This is a genomic window from Nocardia sp. NBC_01730 (assembly GCF_035920445.1).
GTDB lineage: Bacteria > Actinomycetota > Actinomycetes > Mycobacteriales > Mycobacteriaceae > Nocardia.
In genome coordinates this window covers 7,809,862-7,833,228 of record NZ_CP109162.1, presented here as the reverse complement: position 1 = coordinate 7,833,228, position 23,367 = coordinate 7,809,862, and the positions used below count along the sequence as shown (strand labels likewise).

The window sequence follows — 23,367 nt, the reverse complement described above, 5'->3', positions numbered from 1 at the left end:
TCAGGACAGACACCCACCAGACAGGAACACGAGGAAACAGGCGTGGCCAACATCAAGTCCCAGATGAAGCGGATCCGTACCAACGAGGAAGCGCGCAAGCGCAACCAGTCGGTCAAGTCCGCGCTGCGCACCGCCATCCGCAGCTTCCGGGAGGCCGCGGCCACCGGTGACAAGGAGCAGGCCACCGAGCGTCTGCAGTTCGCCAGCCGCAAGCTGGACAAGGCCGCCTCGAAGGGCGTCATCCACGCCAACCAGGCCGCCAACAAGAAGTCGGCCCTTGCGCTGGCCCTCAACAAGCTCTGACGCACCGGTACCGCACGCCGGTACCACCCCACGCTCTGACGCAGCCGCCGTGGCCTCGATGACCACGGCGGCTTTTGTCGTGCCCGGACCGCGTCGCCGACACTCCGGCGGACCCGTGCTTCGTCCACTCGGCTCCCGACCTGGCACTCTCCAGGGGATTCCGGATCAGCCCGCGCCGTGTCGATGGTTCCAGCTACCATTCGGCGCATGGTAACCGTGTATGCCAATCAGACCGTCGTCCGCGCCGAGGACCTGCCGGATGTGATCCGGGCAGCCGAGGTGCTCGGATTCGGCTTGAAGATCGAGAATGTGCTGGTTCCCGACGATGACGGCGGTTACTCGTTGGAGTGGATCGTCACGCGGGACGAGGACGTGCCAGCCTTCGAGGAGTGGGAAAGCCGCTACGAGGACGCGGAGGACGACGAGGAGCTGGTGGTACTCAGCTCGGCGGAGTAGTCCCGGTCACGGCTGGATCGGCGGCCAGTCGATCCAGCGCGGTCTGGGAATCCTCGTCCGCGGCCCGGTAGATGACGATCCGCTGGTCGGGATCCTGCACCGGCATCAAGACCTCGTAGGTGACCACCAGCGGACCCACCACCGGATGGCGTAGCGGCTTGTTCCCGCGTCCCTGCACTCGGACGTCGTGGCGGGCCCACGCTTCTTCGAACTCGGGGCTGTGCGCGGTGAACTCGCCGATCAGGTCGGCCAGCACCTGGTCGTCGGGGTGGGCGGCCCAGGCCGCGCGCAGATCCGCGATGCCCTCGCGAATGATGCGTTCCCGTTCGACGTAGAACTCCCGCATGCCCGGGGCCATCAGACACAACCACATGGAGTTGCGCTGCCGCTCGGGCAGGGCGCCGAAGTCGGTGATCAGCCGCGCCATCTCCCGGTTCCAGGCCAGGATGTCGTAGCGGTGATTCACCAGCATCGCGGGCAACGGCGACAGATCGCGCACCAGCATGGCCAGCGCGGGCGCCGGCACCGTGCTCGGTTTGCCGTTGTTCGGCAGCCGCTGCCGCGCCAGGTCGAACAGGTAGGCGCGCTCGTCGGCGTTCAGCAGCAGCGCCTGCGACAGCGCCTCTAGTACCTCCGCCGACGGCCGTAGCCCGCGTCCCTGTTCCAGTCGCACGATGTAGTCCGTGCTCACCCCAGCGCGCTCGGCGACCTCCTCACGCCGCAGTCCCGGCGTCCGCCGCGCCTGTCTGCGCTGCGGCAATCCGAGCTCGCGTGGGGTCAGGCGTTCTCGCCGAGCCCGCAGGAAGGCCGCCAGTTCCTGTGTTCGATCCACGCCGCTACCGGGCCCTCCGTGGTTACGCAAGCTTCCGCCTCCAGGCCTGAAGTCGCGGCGCTGTGTTGGATCTGCGCCGCTCCCGGGCCCTCCGTGGTTACGCAAGCTTCCGCCTCCAGGCCTGAAGTCGCGGCGCTGTCGCATTCACTGTGCCAGTCATCACCGTCGATCCTACGGCTGCCTAGGACTGGCTTTCCCAGGAAGAAGCCTCCCTTACCCCGCCCCGCGCGCCGCTGAAGACTGGGTACCGACGACACAGCATCTCGACGACAAGGAGCTGGACATGTCCGGAGCCCGCACCCTCGACACCTACCGGCTGCTCGGCCGCTCAGGTCTTCGGGTGTCTCCCCTGTCCCTCGGCACCATGACCTTCGGCGCCGACTGGGGCTGGGGCGCCGACAAGGACGAGGCACGCAAGATCTTCGACACCTACGTCGACCGCGGCGGCAACTTCATCGACACGGCCAATCAGTACACCAACGGCACCTCCGAGCAACTGCTTGGCGAATTCACCGCGGACAACCGCGAAAGCCTGGTGCTGGCAACCAAGTACACGATGCTGCGCCGCCCAGGCGACCCGAATTCCGGTGGCAACCACCGCAAGAGCATGTTCGCCTCGGTCGAGGCCAGCCTGCGCAGGCTGAACACCGACTACATCGACCTGCTCTACCTGCACGCCTGGGACTTCCTGACCCCGGTCGAGGAAATCCTGCGCGGCATGGACGACCTGGTGCGCACGGGCAAGGTGCTCTACGTGGGCATCTCCGACGCACCGGCCTGGCAGGTTTCCCGGATGCAGACCATCGCCGACCTACGCGGCTGGTCGCCGCTGATCGCGCTGCAGATCGAATACAGCCTCATCGAGCGGACCGTGGAACGCGACCTCATCCCGATGGCGCGTGAGCTTGGCCTCGGGGTGATCCCGTGGTCGCCGCTGGCCAGCGGCGTGCTCACCGGTAAATACAGCCGCGCCGATCTGGACCACGAGGCGGAAGGTTCGCCCGAGGGCAGCCGCAAGAATGTCGCCGCGGCCAACGGCTCGCTCACCGAACGCGGCCTCGCCATCGCCGATGTGGTGAAGGAGGTCGCGGGCGAGATCGGCACGACCCCCTCGCAAGTCGCGTTGGCCTGGACCCTGCGCAACCCCGGTGTCACGTCGCCGATCATCGGCGCACGCACCGCCACGCAGCTCGAGGACAACCTCGGTGCGCTCGACGTCGAGTTCGACGCGGCCCAGCTCGTCCGGCTGGAGCAGGCCAGTGCCATCGACCTCGGCTTCCCGCACGAGATGCTCGCCCGCCCGATGACGCGCAGCGTCACCTTCGGGGACCTGAAAATCGAAGGGCGTGACTGATCATCAACCCTGTGCGGCGGTGCGACCGCGACTTGCACCGCCGTATGGGGCTGTCCTACGCGCACATCGCGACCTCACATCGCCGTAAGCGTTCACGTCAACCAACGCACCGGCTTCGCCGCCCAGCGGAGTCGTTGCTTGACGAGAACTTTCGGAGCGAACGATGAATTCCGCGAACACCCACTCCCGCACCAGCTTCGGCAAACTGCCCGCCCGCTACGCGGCGGTACTCATGCCGATGCTGCTGTCGATCCGATGACCTGCATAGTTTCCCTGCTGAGCGACGGCGTCGCGGTCGGCGTGTGACTGCGTTCCTGGGCCGTGTCCTGGCCAATCGCGTTTCCGACGCTGCTGCTGGTGCTGCCTCTGGTGCGCCGCGCCACCGCGGTGTTAGTTCGGTAGTGCCCGCGGCGCTGCGTGTTCGCTGCGGAACGCGCAGCGCCCCTGAACAGCTTCGCTCGAAACCGGCGGTCTAGCCGATGTGGCTGGCGCAGTGTGCCGTGAGCCCATTCGTCGCAGTTACGAAGAGCCTGTTCAGCCGAGCGACGTACAGTGGCTCTTTCCTGTCGATCGCCGGGCTCGTCGGCGCGTCAGGTGCGGGTCGATGAATTCCGGTCCGCCGAACTGTCTGCATCGGTGACAGCACCGACCGCGGAGAGTGACGATGGATTTGGACGAAATCATGGTGTGGACGCGCACCGAACGGCTCGGGCTCGCCGAATTCCTCGACGACCTGGACGAACACGAGTGGTTGGCCGACTCCCTGTGTTCCGGTTGGACCGTGCACGAGGTGCTGGCCCACGTCACCCTGTCCAACCGGGTCACCTTCTGGCCGACGATCGCCGGAATGATCCGGGCTCGGGGGAACTGGAATCGGATGACCGAGCGGATGGCGCGCGATCGCGCCGCCCGCTACACACCCGCCGAGCTGATCGCGCAATTACGCGAGGGCGCCGGGTCGGCGCGGCGGGCGCCGGGAGCCGGTCCACTGGATCCTTTGGTGGACACCATGATCCATGGACAGGACATCGCGCGGCCGCTCGGGCGGGGGCGGGCGATGCCGACCGAACAGGCGGTCGTCGCGCTGGAACATGTGCTGCGCAGCCCGTTCTACGGCGCGGAGCAGCGGGTGCACGGCGTTCGGCTGATAGCCACCGATGCTGACTGGTCGGCAGGCGCCGGGACAGACGAGATTCGCGGACCACTGAGCGACCTGCTGCTTATGGCGACCGGGCGCACGGCGGGGCTCGACGGAGTGACCGGGACGGGTGTGAAGCGAATCGCGAACAGGTTGTAGGTGTCCGGGGTCCACCCAACCCGAAGACGGATCGAGGTGACGGAGGGTGACCACCACTTGCTTCGACAGCCGCCCAGGCGAATCCGGCAACCACCTCGGGAGTCCACGGTTGGTCCGCCTCCGTCAGCTCGCGCCGTGCAGGTCCAGGATCTGGGTAAGTGCGTGTTCGAGGGCGTAAGCGGCGTCGGCGGCACCGCCTTTGACGTCGGCGTTGAGAGTGGCGACCACCTGGAGGGCCGAGCCGACGGTAGCCGGGGTCCAGCCGCGGGCTTGGGCCTGCGCCTTTTTCACCTTCCATGGCGGCATGCCGAGCTGCTGGGCCAGTTTGAACGGGTCGCCGCGGCCTGCCGAGCCGACGCGCGCGATGGTGTGCACCGAATCGGCGAGGGCGTCGGCGAGCAGGACGTACGGCACGCCACGGTCGTTCGCCCAGCGCAGTGCCTCCATCGCGCCGGGGCGGTCTCCCGCGACGGCCAGTTCGGCCACATCGAACCCGGAGACTTCGGCCTTCCCCGAGTAGTAGCGACGCACGGCCGCGATATCGATCTTGCCTCCGGTGTCGGCGGCCAGCTGCGCGCACGCAGCCGCCAGCTCACGCAGATCCGAGCCCACCGCTTCCAACATGACCTGCACGACTTCGCCGGACACCCGGACCCCGGCGTTGCGGAACTCGCCGCGAACGAACTCCACCCGCTGTGTGGCCTTGGTCAGCTTTGCGCAGTCGTGGGTGACGGCCCCAGCCTTCTGCAGCGCGGGCGCCAGGGCCTTGGCCCGGCCGCCCCCGGAGTGCAGGACCACCAGCACTACGCCCTCGGGCGGGTCCTGTGCCGCTTCGGTGATCACCGCGACCGCGTCTTTGCCAGCCTCGGCCGCTGCCTCGAGAATGATCACCCGATCCTCGGCAAACAGCGACGGGCTCAGCAGTTCGGCCAGCTCGGCAGTGCTCGCATCCCCCGCCCGCAGCCGATCCACCGGCACCGCGTCCCCATCCGGCGCGGACGCCCGCACCTGGGCGGTGACCTCCGCCAACGCGCGCTCGACCAGCAGCTCTTCTTCCCCGAGTGCCAGGTGCACCTGCGCGGGACGCCCGCTCACCACAGCGCCTTCCCGGCACCCGACTCCATCGTGCCCGAGGGCCATGCCTCGGTGATTCGCCCGGCTGTGCTCATCGCTCACTCACGGCCTGATCCTACGATCCTCCACCGACACCCTGGGCCCGGCACCTCGTCGGCCGACTGAAGCCGCCGAACCACCTCGGCTCCCGCCGATTCGGTGCGCTGCGGCGGTCAGCTGGGTTCTCCGATCTCGCGAAGGATTTTCAGTAGGTCGTGCGGCGCGTCGCGCATGAGGTTGTGCTCGGCGTCCAGCGCGTGAGTTGTCCACGCCGGGTCTTCTCGCAGGCGCTGGTAGAGGGGAGTGAACGGGGACTGGCCTTTCCATCCCGCGGCGTACACGTACACGTTGCGGCGGATGTGGGTGAGATCGGTCGCGAGCTGGAGTGGTTGCAGCACCGAGGCGAGCGGATGAGGGGTCGCCCGCGGGTCGAAGAAGGGTAGCGGCCGCACCGCATCGCCTGTTTCCACCACGTCCAGGTACCACTGTCGTTCCTGGTCGGATACCAGGCTCCAGCAGGAGTCACCGTGTCCGGGTACTACGGCGTCCAGATACACCAGCGAGTCGACTCGATCCGGGTTTCGATCGGCCGCACCGGTGATCACCATGCCGCCATAACTGTGGCCGACCAGCACCGCGTTTCGTATGTTCTCGCTGACCAGCACACCGGCGACGTCCTGGACGTGGATGTCCAGGTTCACCCCGGTCCGCAGCAGGTGACTGCGTTCGCCGAGGCCGGTCAGGGTCAGTGGATAGACGTTGTGGCCATGCGCGCGAAGTTGTTCGGTGAGCTGTTCGAAGCACCATCCGCCGTGGCACATACCGGGTACGAGGACAAAGGTCGTCACTGCTGTTCTCCTTCGGGAAGCGGATGAGAATGCCGGATTGTGTTGTCGCGCAGGGGATGAACTGTCTGTCCGGTTACGGTGCCGTAGTGCGGCGGGCGACCGGCCGCACGTGGCGATCCGGTCCGCGGCGGAGGCGTGGCCGAGATCGCGGCGGCGGCGGTGCACAGAATCGCGGTCCAGGCCACCGCGGCGGCGATGGAGGTGTGGTCGGCGAGGATTCCGGCGCTCCAGGGACCCACGGTCTGCCCGATCGCGAACGCGGTCGTGAAGGCCGCCAACGTGGGTAGACGGCGTGCCGAAGTGCCGCCGCGCTGACGACGCCGACTCGGTGACGACATCACACCCCCTCAGATCGAACCGATCGGTACGACTATCCGAGCCTAGCAGGCGATCGAACTGATCGGTACTATGTAAAAGGTGCCAGTTGCCAAAGGTTCGACCATCGATCCGGGGCGCACCCGCGCCGCCATCCTCGAAGCAGCCGCCCCGATCCTGTACGAGCGCGGGCTCGACGGCGTCGGTGTGGCTGAGCTGTGCGCGCGCCTCGGGGTGTCGAAGGAGACGCTCTACCGGCATTTCGGTACCAAGGATGGCCTCGTGCAGGCCATGCTGGAGGAGCGCAGTCGCCGAGTCATGGAGTGGCTGGTCGGTGCCGTCACCGCCGTGGGCGACGACCCCGCGGCGCAGGTGGCGGCGGTCTTCGATGCCCTCCAGCGGTGGTACAGCGAGCCGACTTTCCGGGGCTGCGCCATGGTGAACGCGGCCACCCAGCACCACGACCGACATGTGCGGGCCATCACCGCGCGGCATCTGACGCGGTATCTCGACCTGTTCACCGACATCGCGGTCCGGGCCGGTGCCTCCGACCCCGGCGTGCTGGGACGCCAGCTGCTCATGCTGGTCGAGGGCGCGACCGTCGTCGCCGCATACCACGGGGCGTCCGACACGGGCTCGCACGCCCGCGATGCTGCCCTCGCCTTGCTCGCCGCCACGGCCGACTCCGAAGTCAGCTGAAGGCGCCGGGAACTCACCGCCGCGCACCTCTCCGGAACCGTGCGCACCGAACGCCAGCGGGCACATCTCGACTGCGTTCGCCATGCTTCGCGGTCCTCAGCGCGATCGAGAAGTCGCATCGACCAGTTCGATGAGCACCTTCGGACCTCGTGACTCATCGTGAGGTCGTGATGTGCAGAATTCTCCCGTCGCCGACGATCGCGATGTCTCCGTGCTGGTCGGTGCGTGCCACCGTCGCACCGAGCGCGGACAGGTCCGCGAGGACGGCGGGGTTCGGGTGGCCGAAAGTGTTATTCGTGCCGACACTGACGAGCACGAGGCGTGGACACACCGCGTCGAGGAAATCCCGGGTGGTAGTGCGTGATCCGTGGTGCGGAAGCTTGAGGATGTCGGCCTGGATGGGGATTCCGGCATGCATCAGCGCGCGCTGCGCGGGTGCTTCGATATCCCCGGTGAGCAGGATGCGACCGGCGGGAGTGCTGGCGACGACAACGACGGAGCGGTCGTTCGCGTCATCCGCTTCGGCTCCGCGGGTGGGCCGCGGCCCATGCAGGGTTGGCGCCAGCACTTCGAGTTCGACCGCGCCGAAACTCAACACGTGTCCGGCAGACAGCTCCAACAGTGGCACCCCTGCGTTTCTGGCGACGGTCGCGACCTGCCCCAGACCCACGACCGGCACCAGCGGGTCCGTGCTGCCGGTCCGATTCACCGTCGGCACCGGCCCGTATCCCGCAGGCCGGCAAGCAGTGTGCGCCCACGTCGAAGCGCCGCCGCCGATCCGGTCGCCTCCGGGCAGTCGCCACTCGGCCACGGATGTCGTCCGGACGTCAGTGCCTACCGGCACACCCGCACTACCCTCAATAGCGCTATCGCGGCCACCGTTACTTCGGAACCGCACACTCGCAGCACCCCCAGCGGCACGATCACGCCTGCCACCGGCACGGAACCGCGCACCCGTATGACCTTCGACAGCACTGTCGCGCCCGTCGCTGGTTCGGAACCGCGCACCTGTCGGCGCCACGCGGCTGTCGCGCGCACGGCTGGGCCAGGAGTCCGCATGTCTCCGCTCGCCGGACGACGTCGCGCCATCACCTGATTCGCAGCCCGAGTCGGCGCCAGGGGGCGGGTGAGCGTGTTCGGGTGCGATGGCCAGTGGGAGTCCGTCGAGTTCGTGCAGACCGACAGCTATCGCGGCGACCGCGCGGTCCTGCAAAGCGCCGGTGAGACCGCCGATGTGGTCGGCGTGCGGATGGGTGAGGATAAGCAGGGGGATCTGCGCGATATTCAGGCGGTCCAGACAGGTTCGGATCGGACCCGGGTCGGGTCCGACGTCGATCACCACGGCGGCGCCGGGACCGACCGCGAGGGCAAGGCCGTCGCCTTGACCAACGTCGCAAGCCGCGAGGATCCAGCCGTTCGGTGGCCACCCGGGATGCCAGACGCGGACCGGGATCAGGATCGCCGCGACGCCGAGCGCCATCGCGGCGGCGATTCGACGCACAGCACGCGAGCGCAGCGCCACGATTGCGGCCGCGACGACGATGCCCGCGATCAGCCCACCCGCGAGGCCGCCCGGCACCGCGACGGACGCCCCGGGTACTGCAGCCGCATGTTCGGCAACGAACAACAACCACCACATCGGTGGAGCGGCGCACCGTAGAACGAGTCCGGCCAGTGGCGACCAGAGGCAGGACAGAACCGCACCACCTGCCCCGATTACGGTGATCGGCGCGACGACCGGTGCCACAAGAACATTCGCGAGGATGGCGACCAGGCTGAGCCGCCCCGTGAGTGCGACCATGATCGGCGCGGTGACCACGAAAGCTCCCGCGGACACCGCGACGATCTCGGCGGGCGCGCGCCACCAACCCCTGGCCCGCAACCAATCGGCCCAGCTGGGCGCCACCAGAATCAGGCCGGCGGTCGCGACAACCGACAGAGCGAAACCGGCGTTCACGGCAAGTCCAGGCCATAAGGCGAGCAGCGCGATCGTCGCGGCGCACAGCGCGGGCAGTGCCTGCTTCCGACGACCGGTGATCAAGGCCAGCACTGTGATCGCACCCATCGCCCCGGCACGCAGCACACTCGGGTCCGGACGCGCGACGACTACGAACATGACCAGCGCCACCGCCGCGACAACCGCCGCAGTACGCGGGCCGAGGGTCAGCAACCGCACGGCGAACAACACAACGGATAAGAGGATGGTGAAGTTCGCGCCACTGACCACACAGAGGTGTTGCATCCCCGCGATATCGAACTCGTCGCGGACCTGGGCGGGCAGCGCCGAGGTGTCGCCGACGACGAGCGCAGGCAGGAGTCCCGCGGCGTCGGCAGGCAGGACCCGTGCGGCCGCCGCCGCAAAATCGGCACGCACCGAGCCCGCGACGCCTTGCCACCACGGCAGCGGCCCGACGATCTTCGGAGGTCCCTGCGCGCTCAGCGCCACGACGGTGAGATCGGCTCGACGCGGCTGATCCACCCGCGCCAGGAACTCGACCGGCCTGCCGGGCGACAGCTCGGCCCACCCCTCTCCGGTAGCGAGGACCACCACCGTGCCACCGGCACGAACTGTTGCGGCGCCGCGCCGATACTCCCGCAGATCCGCCCGGACCACCCACTGCTTTTCACCGCCGAATGTCTTGCCGCGCATCATTTTCGGATCGTCGGTCGGCGTCACTACTACGCGCAGCGACTGTCCTGACGCCGCACGCAGCGGATGTGTCGCCACCCGATGCGCCCGCCACGCCGCGGCGGCCGCGAATCCCGCGCCGAGCACCACAGCCGCGAGCGCCACCACCGCCACGACCCGCCATCGTTCACCGCGGTGCGCGATCGCCCATAGCAACAGCACCCACAACCCGATAGCCGACACGGCCAACGCCGCGGCCAGCATCACTCCCGTCCTCCACCCCGCCGTCAACGCCACAATCGTCGCTCCCCAGCAGCACAGCGCCGCGGGCAACAGCCTGGCATCGAGCACCTGCGCGGCATCGGGATCGGCGTCGTCGCGAGCCGAACTGTGACCGGCGGCGTGCGTAGTCTCGTCGTCCCCGTTCGAACGTGCATTTGTTGCGCTCGTCGAGCGGGTCACGCCGTCCGAGTCGCCCCTCATACCGTCACCAGATCGCGCAGCCGGGCCAGCCGGGCCGGGCCGATTCCCTCGACCTCCCCGAGTTGCTCCACGGAGGTGAAGCGCCCGTGGGTGGTACGCCAGCTGGCGATGGCGCGGGCGGTGACCGGGCCGACACCTGGAAGGGCGTCGAGTTCGGTCTCCGAAGCGGCATTGAGGTCGACCCTGCCCGCCGGGCGGCCCGAGGAAGACGACGAGCCGGACGGTGCGCGACCGCCCGCGCTGATCGTCGATCTGCCGGGCTGCGGCAGACCCGGGTTCGGTGCGACGGGACCGACCAGCACCTGGTCTCCGTCCGACAGACGCTGAGCCAGGTTCAGGCCGCTGGTGTCGGCTCCCTCGGTCGGGCCGCCTGCCGCGGCGATCGCGTCGGCAACCCGTGATCCCCCGGGCAGCCGGACCAGGCCGGTGCGATGGACCAGCCCGACGACACTGACAACCAGTTCGGTCGCCGGCTGGCCCGGATCAGTGTGCACCGGCAACGCACCTGGCGGCGCGGCCACGCTCGCCGACAGAACCCCGGCAGGTCGCGAAGCGGCCGTCGGCCGGATCGCGGGCAGCGGCGGAACGGCCTGGGCTATCGGACGCTCACGGAACGCAACCACCGCGGCGACCGCCATCGCGGCCAGCCCGACCACCACCAGCGCCCGCACACCGCGACGGCCCGGATCGAGTCGAACACCCCGGAACCGCACCGGCACAAGCCGATCCCGCCAACCCGAGCCGGCAACCGGTTCCTCGAGCCAGCCGGGAGACCGCACGCGGCCGACCTCGCGCCCGTTCTCCTCCGCCGGGGCCAGGTCTGCGGGCAACTGCTCGAGATCCCACTGCCCCACCCCGACGGGCCGACCGGCCGCACCGATACCCGCACCAGCCGTTCTGCTCGCGCCGATCCGGGCGGTCAGGTCGCCCAGCCGCCGTCGCACTCGCTCGCGTTCGTCCTGTCGTGACATGGCGGCGACGGTAGTGCCGCGGCACGGCGAAAGGCCCTGCACGACCAGCCGATTCAATGAACCTGTTGATAGCCACCGCGCTGTGGACAACTCGATCCGGAGTTCCCGGCAAGCCGGCGCATACCTTGCCGTGCTCGGCCGTCACAGGATTCCACCGCGCCCTGATCACCGCCGTGGGCGAACGGCACAGGAGTCCGAAAATGGCGGCCCGCTATCGAGGAACGAGGCGAGTCGACTACCTGCGCCGAGCAGGAAGATGTGGGTTAGCGGCTGCGGCGAGCCCCGGGCGTGACACCGACACCGACTGCGCCCCGCCGTTCCTCCTCCGCAATCCGCTGATCCGACACGTCAGCTCAGATCTTTGGCGAAGCAGTTCGACAACGGCAGCGGCTCATACGGCGAGAAAATCGGAATCCGATGGTAGCCATTGCGTTGGTAGAAGCGAACCGCTTCCGGTTGCAGGTGACCGGTCTGCAAGATCAGTCGCGGGCGGCCCGCCGCGCGGGCGGCCTCCTCTGCGGCGCCGAGGAGCAGCGCCGCGGCGCCGGAACCACGGTGTGCGGGACGAACGAACATCCGCTTGACTTCGAGATCGTCGGCATTCCAGCGGACCCCGGCGTGGCCGACGGGCTCATCCGAGTACGCGACGAAGGTGCGGTGCACGGTGGCGGGATCGACCGTATGCGGGTCGGTGCGCAACGTCCGCTCCAGGTGGGCGTAGCGCGGTCGGACCTCAGCGGCCATCTCCGCACGCAGTGCCACCGCGTCGGGATGCTCCCAGTCGACCGAGGACACGGTCAGAGACGGACGGATCGGCGGAATCGCGGAACTCGTCATTCCTCGACGCTAACGGTCAGTCCCGCGCCGTGCTCGAATTCGGATCACCGAGATCGCTGGTTCGGGTCAGGCGCAGCCGCCGGGAACGACAAGAACGCCGATGGCGCCGAGGCCGAGATGGACGGCGAGGGTGGGGCCGAATTCGGTGATCAGGAGTTCACGGATGCCGGGGATGAGTTCGCGCAGCTGGGTCGCGACGGTGTGCGCCGCGTCCGCGGCGCCGAGGTGCTGGACGGCGACGGCCGCGCCGTCCTCGCCTGCCGCATCGACGGCTGCCGCGACGAGTTTCGCGTACGCCTTGGAGCGGGTGCGGACCTTCTCGCGGAGTTCGAGCCGACCCTCGACGATATGCAACAGCGGCTTGGTGACCAACTCCGTGCCGAAGAACGCCGCCGCGGACGACAGCCTGCCACCACGTCGCAGCTGCTCTGTGCGGTTGACCAGGATGAACGAGCGGGCGCGACTGGAAGCGGCGACCGCCGTGTCATAGACGACGTCCAGTGGCGCCCCGGCCTGCGCCCGCCGCGCGGCGGCAAGCACCGGCAGCCCGGTCGCCAGCCCGGCGCCCAACGAGTCGACCAGGCGCACCCGGTCGGCGGCGTCCATATCGCGCACCGCCTGCCGACCCGCCTCCCAGGTTCCGGACAGCTGCCGGGAAAGGTGCACCGCGACAACTCCGTCGCCGCCGCTGCGCACCAGTGCCTCCTCGTACAACGCGCGCAGCTCCCCCGGCGACGCCGCGGATGTGGTCACCCTGTCCGCGGCATAGTCGATGTCGACCGGATCCACACCTTCCCTGATCGCCCGGTCACCGATCAGGACATGCAGCGGGGCGACGACGATATCCAGCTCGTCGACGTGTTCGGCAGGGAGGCTGGCGGACGAATCGGTGACGACCACGACGGCCACGGACTACCGAACCTCCTGCAAGGTCTTCACCATCGCGTTGGCCACGGCGGTGTGCCCGGCCCAGCCCCAGTGGATGCCGTCCGGATTCGCCTCGCCCGAGAAGATGTTGTCACGCACCGCTTCAGCGAGGTCGACCAGCGGCACCGAGGTGCGGCCCGACCAGGTTCGCAACGCCTTGACGGCGGGCTCCCGACCGGAGTGGACGCGCCCGTAGGCGTCACATCGATGCACCGACGGCAGCACCGCGACAACCGGCAGATCGGGCCGCAACTGAGCCAGCGCGTTGCGCGACTGCTCCAGGTAGTCGACGCTCACCTTCGGCGGAAGCGCCACGGGGCGGCGGAGTTTCGAGAGTTTCGGCTGCAACCAGGTATAGGTGGCGCGGACCGCGCGGCGTATGGCGGGCGGGCGCACGTAACGGATCAGCTCGCGCAGCGCGGTCGGCAGCGGCGAGGGCAGCGTGTCCATGCCGCCGACAGCGAAGACCACCGCACCGGCGCGCGGTACCGCGGCCCACACGCGCGGATCACCGATCAGCGCCCAGTAGGCGTCGCGGCAGGTCCAGCCGATACGGCCGACCAGCTCGACGTCCCAATCCAATTCGGCGGCAACCAGGTTCGGCCAGATCCGCGGATCGTCGGCGGGCAGCCCACCCTTGGGTCCGAAATAGGCGAGCGAGTCGGCGATCACCAGCAGTATGGGACGCGGAGAATTCCGCGGCTCGGCGGGTTCTTCCGTGCCCACCGATTTCGCTGTGGGAGCGACGGATTCGGGCGCGCCGACAAACTCGACTTCCCGAATCGCCACGTCAGTGGCGGGCTCGGCAACTGATGCCGACTCCGCTGCGAGGACTACGTCCGCATCAGCAACAAAGCCGGCGGCGGCAACCTCCGCGTCCCCGGCAACCTCCGCATCAGCAACAAAGCCGACGGCGGCAACCTCCGCGTCCCCGGCAACCTCCGCATCAGATCCGAGCTCCGCATCCAGGGCACGGACCACGTCGGCGGCAGGGTCGGTGTCAGCCGCAGGCTCTGCGGCGGCGGCGACCTCCGCGTCGATGGCGAAGACCCCGGCGGCACGCTCGTCGGCGTGGGTGCGGTCGCTATCGACGGCAGCGACAGGTGAGCCGGTCTCGGCGCCCATGAGTCCGGCGGAATCGGTTGCCGGAGTGACCGACTCCACCACGGCGACAGCCTCGACACCACCCTCCGCGCCGACGCCTCCGACAGCCACCGCTGCGTCACCCGCCGCGTCCGCTCCGTCGGAGTCCTCGGCGGATGACTGTTCCGCCGCACCGGATGCACCGACCGCGCCCGACGGCATCCCCTCGGGCTGGACACCGGATTCGCGTTGAGCCGGTGGCGGGCCACCGAACAACGCGTCCGGCAAGTGTCGTTCGGCCTTGGCCGAAACCTTCCGGAACAGTTCGTCAGGGACCGACCTGATCGGCTCTTCAGAGGACATCGGGTGCTACCTTCGCCGCTGCGTTCCACACATCCAGACGCCAGCCGGGCTGTTCGATGCTCGGGCCGTGGCTGCTGAGCTGCACCCAGCTGGTATTGGCCAATCCTCCGAGGATGGGCCAGTTCTGGGGCGGCAGGTCGAGCAGCGCGGCCGTGAGGGCAGCGATCAGCCCGCCGTGCGCCACCAGGATGATAGTCCGGCCGGGCCAGTCCTGCCGCTCGACAAGCAATTCCTGGACCACCGGCAGCGATCGCGCGCCCACCTCGAGTTTGCTCTCGCCATTCGGCGGGGTGTAGCTCGCGTCGAGCCGCCACGCCATCCGCGCACCGGGGTAGTCGGCGTCGACCTCGAGGTGGGTCAATCCCTCCCAGTCGCCCAGGTCGGTCTCCCGCAGCCGGGTGTCCGGTGCGATGGTCAGCCCGGTGTGGTCGGCAAGCGCCGTAGCGGTGTCGAACGCACGGCGCAGGTCCGAGGAGAGGATCGCGATGGCGTTGCGCGAGACGAGTTCGCGGGCCGCCTCTTTGGCCTGCCTGCGACCCAGCTCGGTGAGATCGGTGTCGATCTGGCCCTGCATCCGGTCGGTGGCATTCCATTCGGTTTGCCCGTGGCGCAACAGGATCAGGGTGCGCACTCCGGCGTACTTGCTCACGGTCTCGCCTCGCCGACCATAGGCGGGGCCGCGAACCATGTTGTCGCGGCGGCTCGTTCACTCACCGGGCCTCGTCCTCCGTCGCCGCGCCGGCCCGAACCTTCGGCCCGCCGGTGATCCCCTCGACCGGCACGACCGGGCAGTCCTTCCACAGACGTTCCAGCGCATAGAAATTGCGCTCGTCGTTGTGCTGGATGTGCACCACGACGTCGACGTAGTCCAGCAGTGCCCAACGGCCTTCGCGGGTGCCCTCACGCCGGACCGGCTTGTGCCCGGCCGCGCGCAGCTTCTCCTCCACGTTGTCGACGATGGCATTCACCTGGCGTTCGTTGGGCGCGGAGGCGATCACGAAGCAGTCGGTGATCACCAGTTGCTCGGACACGTCGAGCACCACCACGTCGGACGCCAGTTTCTCGTCCGCCGCCCGCGCGGCGACCTGCGCAATCTCCACCGACTCGACCGACGCGGTCATACCCGCACCTCGCTGACACTCATTGCCCGCACCTCGCTGCGCTCGCTCACGCTCAGCTACCTTCCGCTGCTCCGGGCACATACAGGTGCCGCTTCGATATGTACTGCACCACCCCGTCGGGGACGAGGTACCACACCGGCCGGTTCTCGGCGGCGCGGCGACGGCATTCGCTCGACGAGATCGCCAGCGCCGGGATCTCGATCATGGTCACCGCGTCGGCCGGAAAATCCCGCAGATGCTCCTCGAGATGATCGGTGTTCAGCTCATACCCCGGACGGCTCACCCCGACGAACTTCGCCAGTTCGAACAGTTCCGCCCAATCCTGCCATGTCAGGATGCTGGCCAAGGCGTCAGCACCGGTGATGAAGTACAGCTCGGCGTCGGGATTCTGCGTTTGCATCTCCCGCAGCGTATCTACGGTGTAGGTGACCTTGCCACGGTCGATGTCCATGCGGCTGACCGAGAACCGGGGGTTGGACGCGGTCGCGATCACGGTCATCAGATACCGGTCCTCGGCCGGGCTGACCTGTTTGTGCGCCTTCTGCCACGGCTGACCGGTTGGGACGAAGATCACTTCATCCAGGTCGAAGCGGTTCGCGACCTCGCTGGCCGCGACCAAGTGACCGTGGTGGATAGGGTCGAACGTGCCGCCCATCACGCCCAGCTTGCGGCGGCGCCGACCTGTTTCGTGCATGACTGCCGAGCTTAACGGGTCGCCTTCGGCCTGCTCTGGGTCGGTCAGCGGGGGCGGGCGTCGGCGGTGGACGACCGCCCGCGCGGCGAACCCTGCTCCGGGGCGGAAACGGTGCGCCGGGTGCTCAATCCTCACGGCTGCCGACCGCCACTTTCCGAGCCAGGTTATCGCGGGAGGTCAACTCCGCGCACGAACTGGCAGTGCAACGACCACTGGGTACTCTCGCCGCATCGTGCGCAGCCTACTCGGCATTCTCGCGCTCGGGAGCGGGCTTCGGTGCGCCCGAACGGTCACCCCATCGATGGACAACCAGAACTTTCGCGCCGCAGAAGCATGACGCTGCGCGCTGACCTGACCGCATTGCTTGCCGATGCCGGCATCGTCGACGTGGACATCGACGAGGCCGTCGAGGACGGGCATCGGCCGCCGCAGGTATTACCCTGGAACGGCCCATAGTCAGCATCCTGGTGATCCTCGAATCCGTCGGCCCGGCCGCTGCGGGTCGGGGAAATCGCGGCCAGGATGCAGGTCGCCGGCCCCCACGTCACCCGGCAGCTGAACAGTCTCGAGCAGCGCCGACTGGTCACACGCGTCTCCGATCCGGACGATCAGCGCGTCCGCCTGATCACCCTCACCACATCCCGAGAAAAGCTCATCGGCCGCTACCTGGACGTCGTCAACGACTGGTTCGACCAAGCCCTGTCCGGATAGCCCGAATCCGATCAGCGCACCCCTGATCTGCCTGCTCGACCGCCTCGTCGACGACCTCTCGACGCATCTGAGCACGATTATCGACCCCGCTATCGAATAACCCCGACTTGCCCTCCGGGCTCTCCCCAGCCCATACCCAACGCGGCGAGGCGAGCCCCCTCGATGAAGTGGTGCGCCGCGTCGCGGTGCTCGGCGGTATGTTTTCGTGCCGTCGAATTCTGGTGCGGGGCAGGGCTACCGATTATCGTGATGTGCCGTGCGTCAACCATCGACATTGGCCTGGCACATGCTCGCCGAGCGCGTGTGTCACCTGTCGATGGCTTCCCTGGAGACTGCATGACCGCGTCCGTCGCCCAGTAGCACACCGGTACCGCCGCGTTCTACACCTTGAACGTCACCGATGGTGTTGCTTGGCAGCTCGACGTAGTGATTGCTTTCGGCACCGGTCCGGCCATGGACTCGACGCTCGAACTGCTGGCCCTTGTCGTCGACCGGGCAAGCCCACACTATTTGCATATGGACTGTTGGAGACGAGGCGGTACTTGCCGTGAATTACTATGACTTGACCGTGGATGATGCGAAAACCTGGACTGAGGTCAGCAACGGCTTCGTTCCGATGGAGCAGAAGTACCGTGAACCAGACCGATGGCACGCGGAGCTGTTCGGCCAGGAAACGGCAGCCTATCGCATGGTGCACTGGAATCAGCGCGGTGACCGGATTGCGCACCGTACCGCATCAAGTGTTCGCAAGGCTCCGCGCGATGAATTCTACTGGATAATCGTTCCCGAGCGAGGCGCGTATTCAATCCGGTATGGCGACGAGATAATGCAGGCGGCACCCGGCAGCGTTATGGTGACCGGATTCGACGAGGTATGCCTGAAACACGTACCGACTTCATCAGCCTATGCCTTGCAAGTACCGCGTGCGGAAATCGACCATCGAGTGAAACCATCCGGAAGGCTGCGGCTGGTACTCGATATGAACTCAGGGCTCGGGCGGGTGGCAAAGGACATGATCCGTAGCGCACATGCCGAGAAGTCGAATCTTTCCGACCGAGAATTCAATGCAATCTGTGAGCGGATCAGCGAACTGCTGTGCATGCTGTCTTTGGGCGATGTACACCCTCAGCAGGCTCACCTTCCGGAGGCAGTCGAGGCCATCCGGCGATATGTGCGGGAGAATGTCGGCGTCGGGGACCTTCGATTGCCTGCGGTAGCGCACACCCTCGGATGGTCGCCGCGGAAACTGCGGCTCGTTCTACAGCAGTCCGGCACGACATACCGAGACGTGCGTCAGGACGAAACGCTTCGTGCGGCTCGCGACATGCTGGAGAATCCTGCGCGGGATGCCATGTCCATCCGACAGGTGGCTGTCCGCAGCGGCTTCACTCCGACGTGGTTTTCTGCGGCGTTCAAAGCGCGATACGGCGAAACTCCTGGCGAATTCCGGCGGCGGAGGCTGGCGGAACTCGCCTACCAGCGGGTACCGCAGATCGGTGCTTGATCAGAGTTCGAGCATCGTCGTCGAGGGGCCGGATCTCGGATCGCGTGGTCCGGCCCCCGCGTAGTTATCCGGTGGGAGCGAGTCGAACAGGAACGCTCAGTGGGCCGACGGTGATGAACTGCGGACCGTATGGGACATGTTCCGGATCGCAGGCGAGGCTCAACCGAGGGTACCGAGTAAATAGTGCGGAAAGCGCTATTCGGCTTTCCAGCCGTGCCAGCGGGGCACCGAGGCAGAAGTGTGGTCCTCGGCCGAATGCCAGTTGGTCTCTGTGGTCATGATCGATGTCGAACGTGTCGGCATTCGGATAGTGTTCCGGGTCTCTTCCGACACTGCCGTACCAGAACACCAAGCTGCCTGCTGGGATCCGGACTCCGGCGACCGTGACATCCCCTTGTGCATATCGGACGAATGGAGCGAGTACGGATGAACGGTAGCGCAGCGTTTCCTCTACGACGTCGGACCATCGATCCGCTGCGAGGGCGATAGCTCGTTGTTCGGGATGGGCACACAGCGCTATCACCGCATTGCCCAGCATATGGACAGTGGTCTCATGCCCAGCGATGATTACCAACCAGAGCATATTGACCAGCTCGTCGGTGGACAGGTCGTTCTCCGCATTGGCCTGCAACAAGGCGGAGGCGAGGTCGTCGCCCAGTTCGGTTCGCTTACGTTCGAGCAGTTCGGCAAGGTAACCGATCATGCCCTGCACCGCGGATTGCATTTCCTCGGCTGTGCTCGTGTGCGACACGACCGCGGTCGACCATTGTCGAATCTGCGGCTGATCGGATTCCGGCACACCGAACAGTTCGCAGATGACGCGCACCGGAAATGGTGTGGTGAAGCTGGAAACTATGTCGATCTCGTCGCCGTCGGGAAAGTCGTCGATGAGCCTGGCTGCAATTTTCCGGATCCGCGGCTCGAGCGCGGCTACCCTACCCGGGGTGAACGCCTGGCTGATCGTCTTGCGGAGCCGCCGATGGTCGGCGCCGTCCTTGTTGAGCATGTGGTCGATGTCGGTGAGTGCGCGCAAGGGCCAGTCGGCCGGGATTGTGCCGTCGTGCAGGGACGGGCAGTTCTCGGCGTTCTTGCTGAACAGTCTGCCGTCGCCGGCGAGGACTTCGCTGACCGCTTGATAACTGACTGCGATCCAGGCCGGCACGCCGCCGGGAAGCTCGATCGGAACGACCGGGCCGCGGCGGCTGATTCGATCATATGTCTCGAAAATCGACTCCCCGGCCGTTGGTAGCTGGATGATGGACTCGGTCACGACGGTACCTCCACGAAGAAAGGGATTGGATCGAAATCCCAACCAGCATCGACTGTCGACGACCAGTGGCGCAGTGACACCGGCTCCTCCGTGCCACGTAACGGTACGAGTAGCACGAAAACATAAGAAGACAAGCCGGTTTCGCGTCGGCGCACGCCGACCGCAGAGTTGGTTGGCGGCTTCGGCAACGACATGCCGCACGGACGCCGGTGCGTGACAATCGGCGGGTTGCGGTGCGCGCCATCGCCCAGCGTCAGCCGAGCTGACATGATCCTTCCCTCGCCTCGTCGTCCTGCCCACAGCACTCCAGAGCGGCGGCGGCCGACCACGCGAGATCGGCGTGCAGCTCCTGGCGATCCGGGTCGTGCTCGACGAGGCGAGCCCCCTCGATGAAGTGGTGCGCCGCGTCGCGGTGCCGGTTCAGCGCAGTCAGGGATCGGCCGAACTGCGCTCGCACCACGGCCAATTCGGCGGGCGGGTAGGGAATCTCCGCTCCCGCGAACGCCTGGTCGAACAATGCCACCGCCTCGCCGTGATGCCCTGCGCGGTGGAACGCGCGCGCGGCGACCATGGTGTGGTGCAGCACGTCCGGCTCGGACAGGCCCTCCCAGTGGGCGGCGGCGCGGACCGCGGCGTCAGCCAAATCGAGCGCGCGGTCCGGCCGACTCGCGATCGCGATGACAAGTTGCGAGCCGAGCCGGGCGAGGTGATCCTGGGGCAGCACCGCCGCGCCGAACGTCAGCGCCTCCCTCAGGTGCGCCTCCGCCGCTTCGGGCGCGACGGCGAGCCGGGCGGAACCGAGTTCGGCCAGCCGCCGCGCCTCGGCGACCCGATCGCCGGAGAAGTCGCCGGCGGTGGGAACCGCGGCCGGGACGCTCGTCGTATGGGGCAGCCCGCTGCGCACGCCGAGCGGAAGCTGGTCCAGCAGCGGTTGCGCGGCGAGCCGGGCGGCTGTCCGCAGGCCGACCGTGCTGTTTCCGTTACGTGTGTCGTATCGGGCGCACAAGCCCCCGATCTCGACCTCCAGGTCCGCACGCACCGATTCCACGGTCCCGGCCCCGAGCGGCAGATCGCTCAGGCCGAGCTTTACAAGTCTGCGCAGCAGCACGCAGACGCCGGTCGCGAACACGAGCCGCGCGGCGGTGTTCGCGCCCGGGTCGGTGAGCCAGATCACGTGTTCGGCGAGGATTTCCAGCCCGCGCGCCTCATTGCCGGTCAGCGCGCAGAACTCGAGGTGCAGCGCGACCGAGGGCTTCAGGTACCAGTGCACCGAATGAGTCATCGATCCCAGCTCGGCGGGGTGGTCGTCGTAGATGCGTAGCAGCCTGCCGTAAGCGACCAGCGCCAGATCGTGTTCGCCCGTATAGGTGTAGGACTTGGTCAGCACCAGCAGCACACGGCTCTCGAGCGCGCGGTCCGATCCCGCTTTCGCGGCGGCGGCCAGCGTTTCGAGTCGTTCGGTACGCGCGCGGCCCTGTGGCAGGGCATCAACCTGCGCAAGCGCCGCGGTGATCTCGGCGGCATCCATGCTCACTCCGTCCCTTCGCCGCGGCCCGCGGCACGTCGCGTCGCCCAGCTGAGGAATTCGCCGAAGGCGCGGTCGAGCAGCGCCGTGTCGGCCGGGCGCAGCGGGCGGCGGGCCATCAGTAGGGCCTGACCGTACAGCGATTCCATGGCCGTCTTCTGTGATAGTTGAGGACGAGCCCGGCGCGCGGGGTGAGCCACACCGTCGTTCCCGGCTCGGGGTGCTCCCGTGGGTCGAGGGAGCGCAGTGCGTAGGTACCGTCCGCGGCGGCCGGCCACTCGACCGGAGGGGCCGCGGTGTCGACAGCCGATCGAGTGACCACCCGGACGGTCTCGGCGACCATGAAGCAGGCCAGCAGCCCGATGCCGAACTGCCCGAGGAACTCGCACCGGGCGCCTTCGATGTCGTCGCGCTTGGAGGAACGGCCGACCATTCGGCGTTTTGTTCACCATGCGGCCGATCTTGTCGGCGTACGCCAATGGTTCGCTTAACGAACCCTTTCGATCATCGAGTAGGGCGCTTGGACTTCGGCAGCTTGCGCACGACCACCTCCGCGGTCGCGGTGCGCTTCATCGACCCAGCCGGGCTGACATCGTCCTTCCTCAGACCGGCAGCAGCCGGGACACCACGGCGGTCAGCTGTTTCGCCGAGCGGCATTCGTGCATCTCGATCACCTGCCCGTACCTGTCAGCGGCGGAATCGCCCGAGCCCCACTGGTTGCGGGGCTCCGGGTTGAGCCAGTGCGCGTGCTTGGCCATACCGACCAGCGACCGCAGCGTCGCCAGCTCCGGGTCTCGGTAATTGGTGCGGGCATCGCCGAGGATCAGCAGCGAACTTCGGCTGGTGACGGCGTCGGGATAGTCCCTGGCGAATCCGGCAAGCGCGTTGCCGTAGTCCGAGTGCCCGTCCACACCGACCACGCCGGCCTCGGTGAAGATCTTCGTCATCGCCGTGTCCAGCCGAGTGCGCGGATCGAAGAACCGGGTCACCTCGTCCACCTGGTCGACGAACGCGAAGATCCGCACCCGGGAGAACTGTTCACGCAACGCGCTCACCAGCAGCAAGGTGAAGTTGCTGAAGCCGGCCACCGAGCCGGACACATCGCAGAGCAGCACCAGCTCCGGGCGGCCCGGACGCGGCTTGCGGTGCACCAGGTCGATCGGCACTCCGCCGGTCGACATGGATTTGCGGAGGGTGCGCCGCAGATCTATCTCGCCGCGGCGAGAGTGCCTGCGCCGCACCGCAAGACGTGCCGCGAGGATGCGCGCCAGGCGCTGCGTGCCACGTTTGAGCTCGGCCAGCTCGGCCTCGGAGGCGCGCAGGAAGTCGACCTCCTCGGCTTGGCGGGCGACGCCATAGGTCGCTACGCGCTCGCGGCCGATCCGTTCGGCGACCCGCCGTCTGGTCTCGGCCTCCACGGTCGCGCGGAAGCGGTCGATGCGCCGCCGCACCGCGCGGCGGGCGATCTCGGTGTCGAAGTCGCTGGTGTTCGGTCCGACGACCAGTCCGGCGACGATCTTGGCCAGCAACGTCTGCGGCTGCACCTCGCGCAACGCCTGGTACGCCGAGAACGAAGGGCCACGGGCGGATTGGTACTGGCCGAGCTGTTCGACCAGCTGCGTGGCCAGTGCCTCCAGTTGCGGGGTGGCCGCCTCCTGCCCCAGCAGTTCCGCGAGCAGCTCGCGCAGCGCCGGAATGTCCACGTCGCCCGTGCGGGTGTGCGGAATCTCGACCTCGTCCGGCGCCGCGGTGCGTTCACCGATCGCGACCGGGAACCACAGGTCGAACATCCCGTCGAAGGTCGTGCGGTGCGTAGTGCGCCGCAGCAGCGCGCAGGCCAGGCCCTCGCGCAGGACCTCACGGTCCATCAGGTCGAGCACGGTCACCACGCGACCCGCGTCCACCGTCTCCGAGGGGCCGACCGGGATCCCGCGCGCCCGCAGCGCCTCCACGAATCCGACGAGATGTCCGGGCAGTCCGTGCGGCGCGCGCAGTGGCCCGACATCCACGGGGACCGATCCCGCTGCCATGG

The 23,367-nt window shown here is 67.8% G+C and carries 26 protein-coding genes; 9 read left to right on the top strand and 17 right to left on the bottom strand.

What is annotated here, in order from left to right; all coding sequences use genetic code 11:
• Positions 1–42: 42 nt before the first annotated feature.
• Both rpsT and OHB12_RS32570 read left to right on the top strand, forming a co-directional pair.
• A complete protein-coding gene (rpsT, locus tag OHB12_RS32575; protein ID WP_327113827.1) occupies positions 43–303 on the top strand; it encodes a 30S ribosomal protein S20 in 261 nt (86 codons plus the stop codon).
• Between the two features lie 207 nt (positions 304–510).
• Complete coding sequence (locus tag OHB12_RS32570; RefSeq protein WP_327113825.1) at positions 511–759, top strand: hypothetical protein; 249 nt, start codon at positions 511–513, stop codon at positions 757–759.
• On the opposite strand, the gene OHB12_RS32565 is transcribed toward OHB12_RS32570, so the two are convergent.
• A complete protein-coding gene (locus OHB12_RS32565) occupies positions 743–1,591 on the bottom strand; it encodes a helix-turn-helix domain-containing protein (protein ID WP_327113823.1) in 849 nt (282 codons plus the stop codon). The two genes, OHB12_RS32570 and OHB12_RS32565, sit on opposite strands and share 17 nt — an antisense overlap.
• A 283-nt stretch (positions 1,592–1,874) precedes the next feature.
• Here OHB12_RS32565 and OHB12_RS32560 point away from each other — a divergent pair, with 283 nt between their 5' ends.
• From OHB12_RS32560 to OHB12_RS32555, 3 genes are all read left to right on the top strand, one after another.
• A complete protein-coding gene (locus OHB12_RS32560) occupies positions 1,875–2,945 on the top strand; it encodes an aldo/keto reductase (RefSeq protein WP_327113821.1) in 1,071 nt (356 codons plus the stop codon).
• A gap of 321 nt (positions 2,946–3,266) precedes the next feature.
• Positions 3,267–3,347 carry a DUF2798 domain-containing protein gene (locus tag OHB12_RS36515; protein ID WP_442800158.1) on the top strand — a complete coding sequence of 27 codons (81 nt, stop codon included), beginning with the start codon at positions 3,267–3,269 and terminating at the stop codon, positions 3,345–3,347.
• Positions 3,348–3,609: 262 nt separating this feature from the next.
• Positions 3,610–4,242: a maleylpyruvate isomerase family mycothiol-dependent enzyme gene (locus tag OHB12_RS32555; RefSeq protein WP_327113819.1), complete on the top strand. Its 633-nt coding sequence runs from the start codon at positions 3,610–3,612 to the stop codon at positions 4,240–4,242.
• A gap of 123 nt (positions 4,243–4,365) precedes the next feature.
• Here OHB12_RS32555 and holA read toward each other — a convergent pair whose 3' ends face one another.
• The 3 genes from holA to OHB12_RS32540 all read right to left on the bottom strand — a co-directional run bounded on the left by holA (position 4,366) and on the right by OHB12_RS32540 (position 6,541).
• Entirely contained in the window at positions 4,366–5,337 is a 972-nt protein-coding gene (gene holA / locus OHB12_RS32550) for a DNA polymerase III subunit delta (protein ID WP_327121677.1), read from the bottom strand.
• Positions 5,338–5,528: 191 nt separating this feature from the next.
• Positions 5,529–6,203 carry an alpha/beta fold hydrolase gene (locus OHB12_RS32545; protein ID WP_327113817.1) on the bottom strand — a complete coding sequence of 225 codons (675 nt, stop codon included), beginning with the start codon at positions 6,201–6,203 and terminating at the stop codon, positions 5,529–5,531.
• Positions 6,200–6,541, bottom strand: coding sequence for a hypothetical protein (locus tag OHB12_RS32540; RefSeq protein ID WP_327113815.1), 342 nt, complete (start codon positions 6,539–6,541; stop codon positions 6,200–6,202). The genes OHB12_RS32545 and OHB12_RS32540 overlap by 4 nt, the downstream gene beginning before the upstream one ends.
• Before the next feature lie 79 nt (positions 6,542–6,620).
• On the opposite strand from OHB12_RS32540, the gene OHB12_RS32535 reads away from it, so the two are divergent.
• Positions 6,621–7,217: a TetR/AcrR family transcriptional regulator gene (locus tag OHB12_RS32535; RefSeq protein ID WP_327113813.1), complete on the top strand. Its 597-nt coding sequence runs from the start codon at positions 6,621–6,623 to the stop codon at positions 7,215–7,217.
• 154 nt (positions 7,218–7,371) lie between these two features.
• On the opposite strand, the gene OHB12_RS32530 is transcribed toward OHB12_RS32535, so the two are convergent.
• The 8 genes from OHB12_RS32530 to nadD all read right to left on the bottom strand — a co-directional run bounded on the left by OHB12_RS32530 (position 7,372) and on the right by nadD (position 16,325).
• The gene (locus OHB12_RS32530) at positions 7,372–10,329 is read right to left on the bottom strand and encodes a ComEC/Rec2 family competence protein (RefSeq protein ID WP_327113811.1); all 2,958 of its coding nucleotides are present in this window, start codon (positions 10,327–10,329) and stop codon (positions 7,372–7,374) included.
• The gene (locus tag OHB12_RS32525) at positions 10,326–11,300 is read right to left on the bottom strand and encodes a helix-hairpin-helix domain-containing protein (RefSeq protein ID WP_327113809.1); all 975 of its coding nucleotides are present in this window, start codon (positions 11,298–11,300) and stop codon (positions 10,326–10,328) included. The genes OHB12_RS32530 and OHB12_RS32525 overlap by 4 nt, the downstream gene beginning before the upstream one ends.
• Before the next feature lie 348 nt (positions 11,301–11,648).
• Complete coding sequence (locus OHB12_RS32520) at positions 11,649–12,137, bottom strand: GNAT family N-acetyltransferase (RefSeq protein WP_327113808.1); 489 nt, start codon at positions 12,135–12,137, stop codon at positions 11,649–11,651.
• A 66-nt stretch (positions 12,138–12,203) separates the two neighbouring features.
• A complete protein-coding gene (locus tag OHB12_RS32515; RefSeq protein ID WP_327113806.1) occupies positions 12,204–13,046 on the bottom strand; it encodes a DegV family protein in 843 nt (280 codons plus the stop codon).
• A 3-nt stretch (positions 13,047–13,049) separates the two neighbouring features.
• Positions 13,050–13,790 (bottom strand): diglucosylglycerate octanoyltransferase, encoded by a 741-nt coding sequence (gene octT, locus OHB12_RS32510; protein ID WP_327121675.1) that lies wholly within the window; start codon positions 13,788–13,790, stop codon positions 13,050–13,052.
• Positions 13,791–14,499: 709 nt separating this feature from the next.
• Positions 14,500–15,198, bottom strand: a complete 699-nt coding sequence (locus tag OHB12_RS32505; protein ID WP_327113804.1) for a histidine phosphatase family protein — start codon at positions 15,196–15,198, stop codon at positions 14,500–14,502.
• Between the two features lie 22 nt (positions 15,199–15,220).
• Positions 15,221–15,631, bottom strand: a complete 411-nt coding sequence (rsfS, locus tag OHB12_RS32500) for a ribosome silencing factor (RefSeq protein ID WP_327113802.1) — start codon at positions 15,629–15,631, stop codon at positions 15,221–15,223.
• 52 nt (positions 15,632–15,683) lie between these two features.
• On the bottom strand, positions 15,684–16,325 hold the full coding sequence (gene nadD / locus OHB12_RS32495; protein ID WP_327113800.1) for a nicotinate-nucleotide adenylyltransferase: 642 nt from the start codon (positions 16,323–16,325) through the stop codon (positions 15,684–15,686).
• A gap of 333 nt (positions 16,326–16,658) precedes the next feature.
• On the opposite strand from nadD, the gene OHB12_RS32490 reads away from it, so the two are divergent.
• The 3 genes from OHB12_RS32490 (at position 16,659) to OHB12_RS32480 (ending at position 18,540) form a co-directional block, all read left to right on the top strand.
• Positions 16,659–16,781, top strand: a complete 123-nt coding sequence (locus tag OHB12_RS32490; RefSeq protein ID WP_327113798.1) for a hypothetical protein — start codon at positions 16,659–16,661, stop codon at positions 16,779–16,781.
• Positions 16,782–16,847: 66 nt separating this feature from the next.
• Positions 16,848–17,036 carry a MarR family transcriptional regulator gene (locus OHB12_RS32485; protein ID WP_327113796.1) on the top strand — a complete coding sequence of 63 codons (189 nt, stop codon included), beginning with the start codon at positions 16,848–16,850 and terminating at the stop codon, positions 17,034–17,036.
• 481 nt (positions 17,037–17,517) lie between these two features.
• Complete coding sequence (locus tag OHB12_RS32480) at positions 17,518–18,540, top strand: AraC family transcriptional regulator (protein WP_327113794.1); 1,023 nt, start codon at positions 17,518–17,520, stop codon at positions 18,538–18,540.
• 64 nt (positions 18,541–18,604) lie between these two features.
• Here OHB12_RS32480 and OHB12_RS32475 read toward each other — a convergent pair whose 3' ends face one another.
• The 5 genes from OHB12_RS32475 to OHB12_RS32455 form a co-directional block, all read right to left on the bottom strand.
• Positions 18,605–19,810, bottom strand: coding sequence for a cytochrome P450 family protein (locus OHB12_RS32475; RefSeq protein WP_327113792.1), 1,206 nt, complete (start codon positions 19,808–19,810; stop codon positions 18,605–18,607).
• Positions 19,811–20,063: 253 nt separating this feature from the next.
• On the bottom strand, positions 20,064–21,338 hold the full coding sequence (locus OHB12_RS32470; RefSeq protein WP_327113790.1) for a hypothetical protein: 1,275 nt from the start codon (positions 21,336–21,338) through the stop codon (positions 20,064–20,066).
• A 2-nt stretch (positions 21,339–21,340) separates the two neighbouring features.
• The gene (locus OHB12_RS32465; protein ID WP_327113788.1) at positions 21,341–21,484 is read right to left on the bottom strand and encodes a hypothetical protein; all 144 of its coding nucleotides are present in this window, start codon (positions 21,482–21,484) and stop codon (positions 21,341–21,343) included.
• Positions 21,454–21,768, bottom strand: coding sequence for a hypothetical protein (locus tag OHB12_RS32460; protein ID WP_327113786.1), 315 nt, complete (start codon positions 21,766–21,768; stop codon positions 21,454–21,456). The genes OHB12_RS32465 and OHB12_RS32460 overlap by 31 nt, the downstream gene beginning before the upstream one ends.
• A gap of 169 nt (positions 21,769–21,937) precedes the next feature.
• A complete protein-coding gene (locus tag OHB12_RS32455) occupies positions 21,938–23,365 on the bottom strand; it encodes a vWA domain-containing protein (protein ID WP_327113784.1) in 1,428 nt (475 codons plus the stop codon).
• Positions 23,366–23,367: the final 2 nt, after the last annotated feature.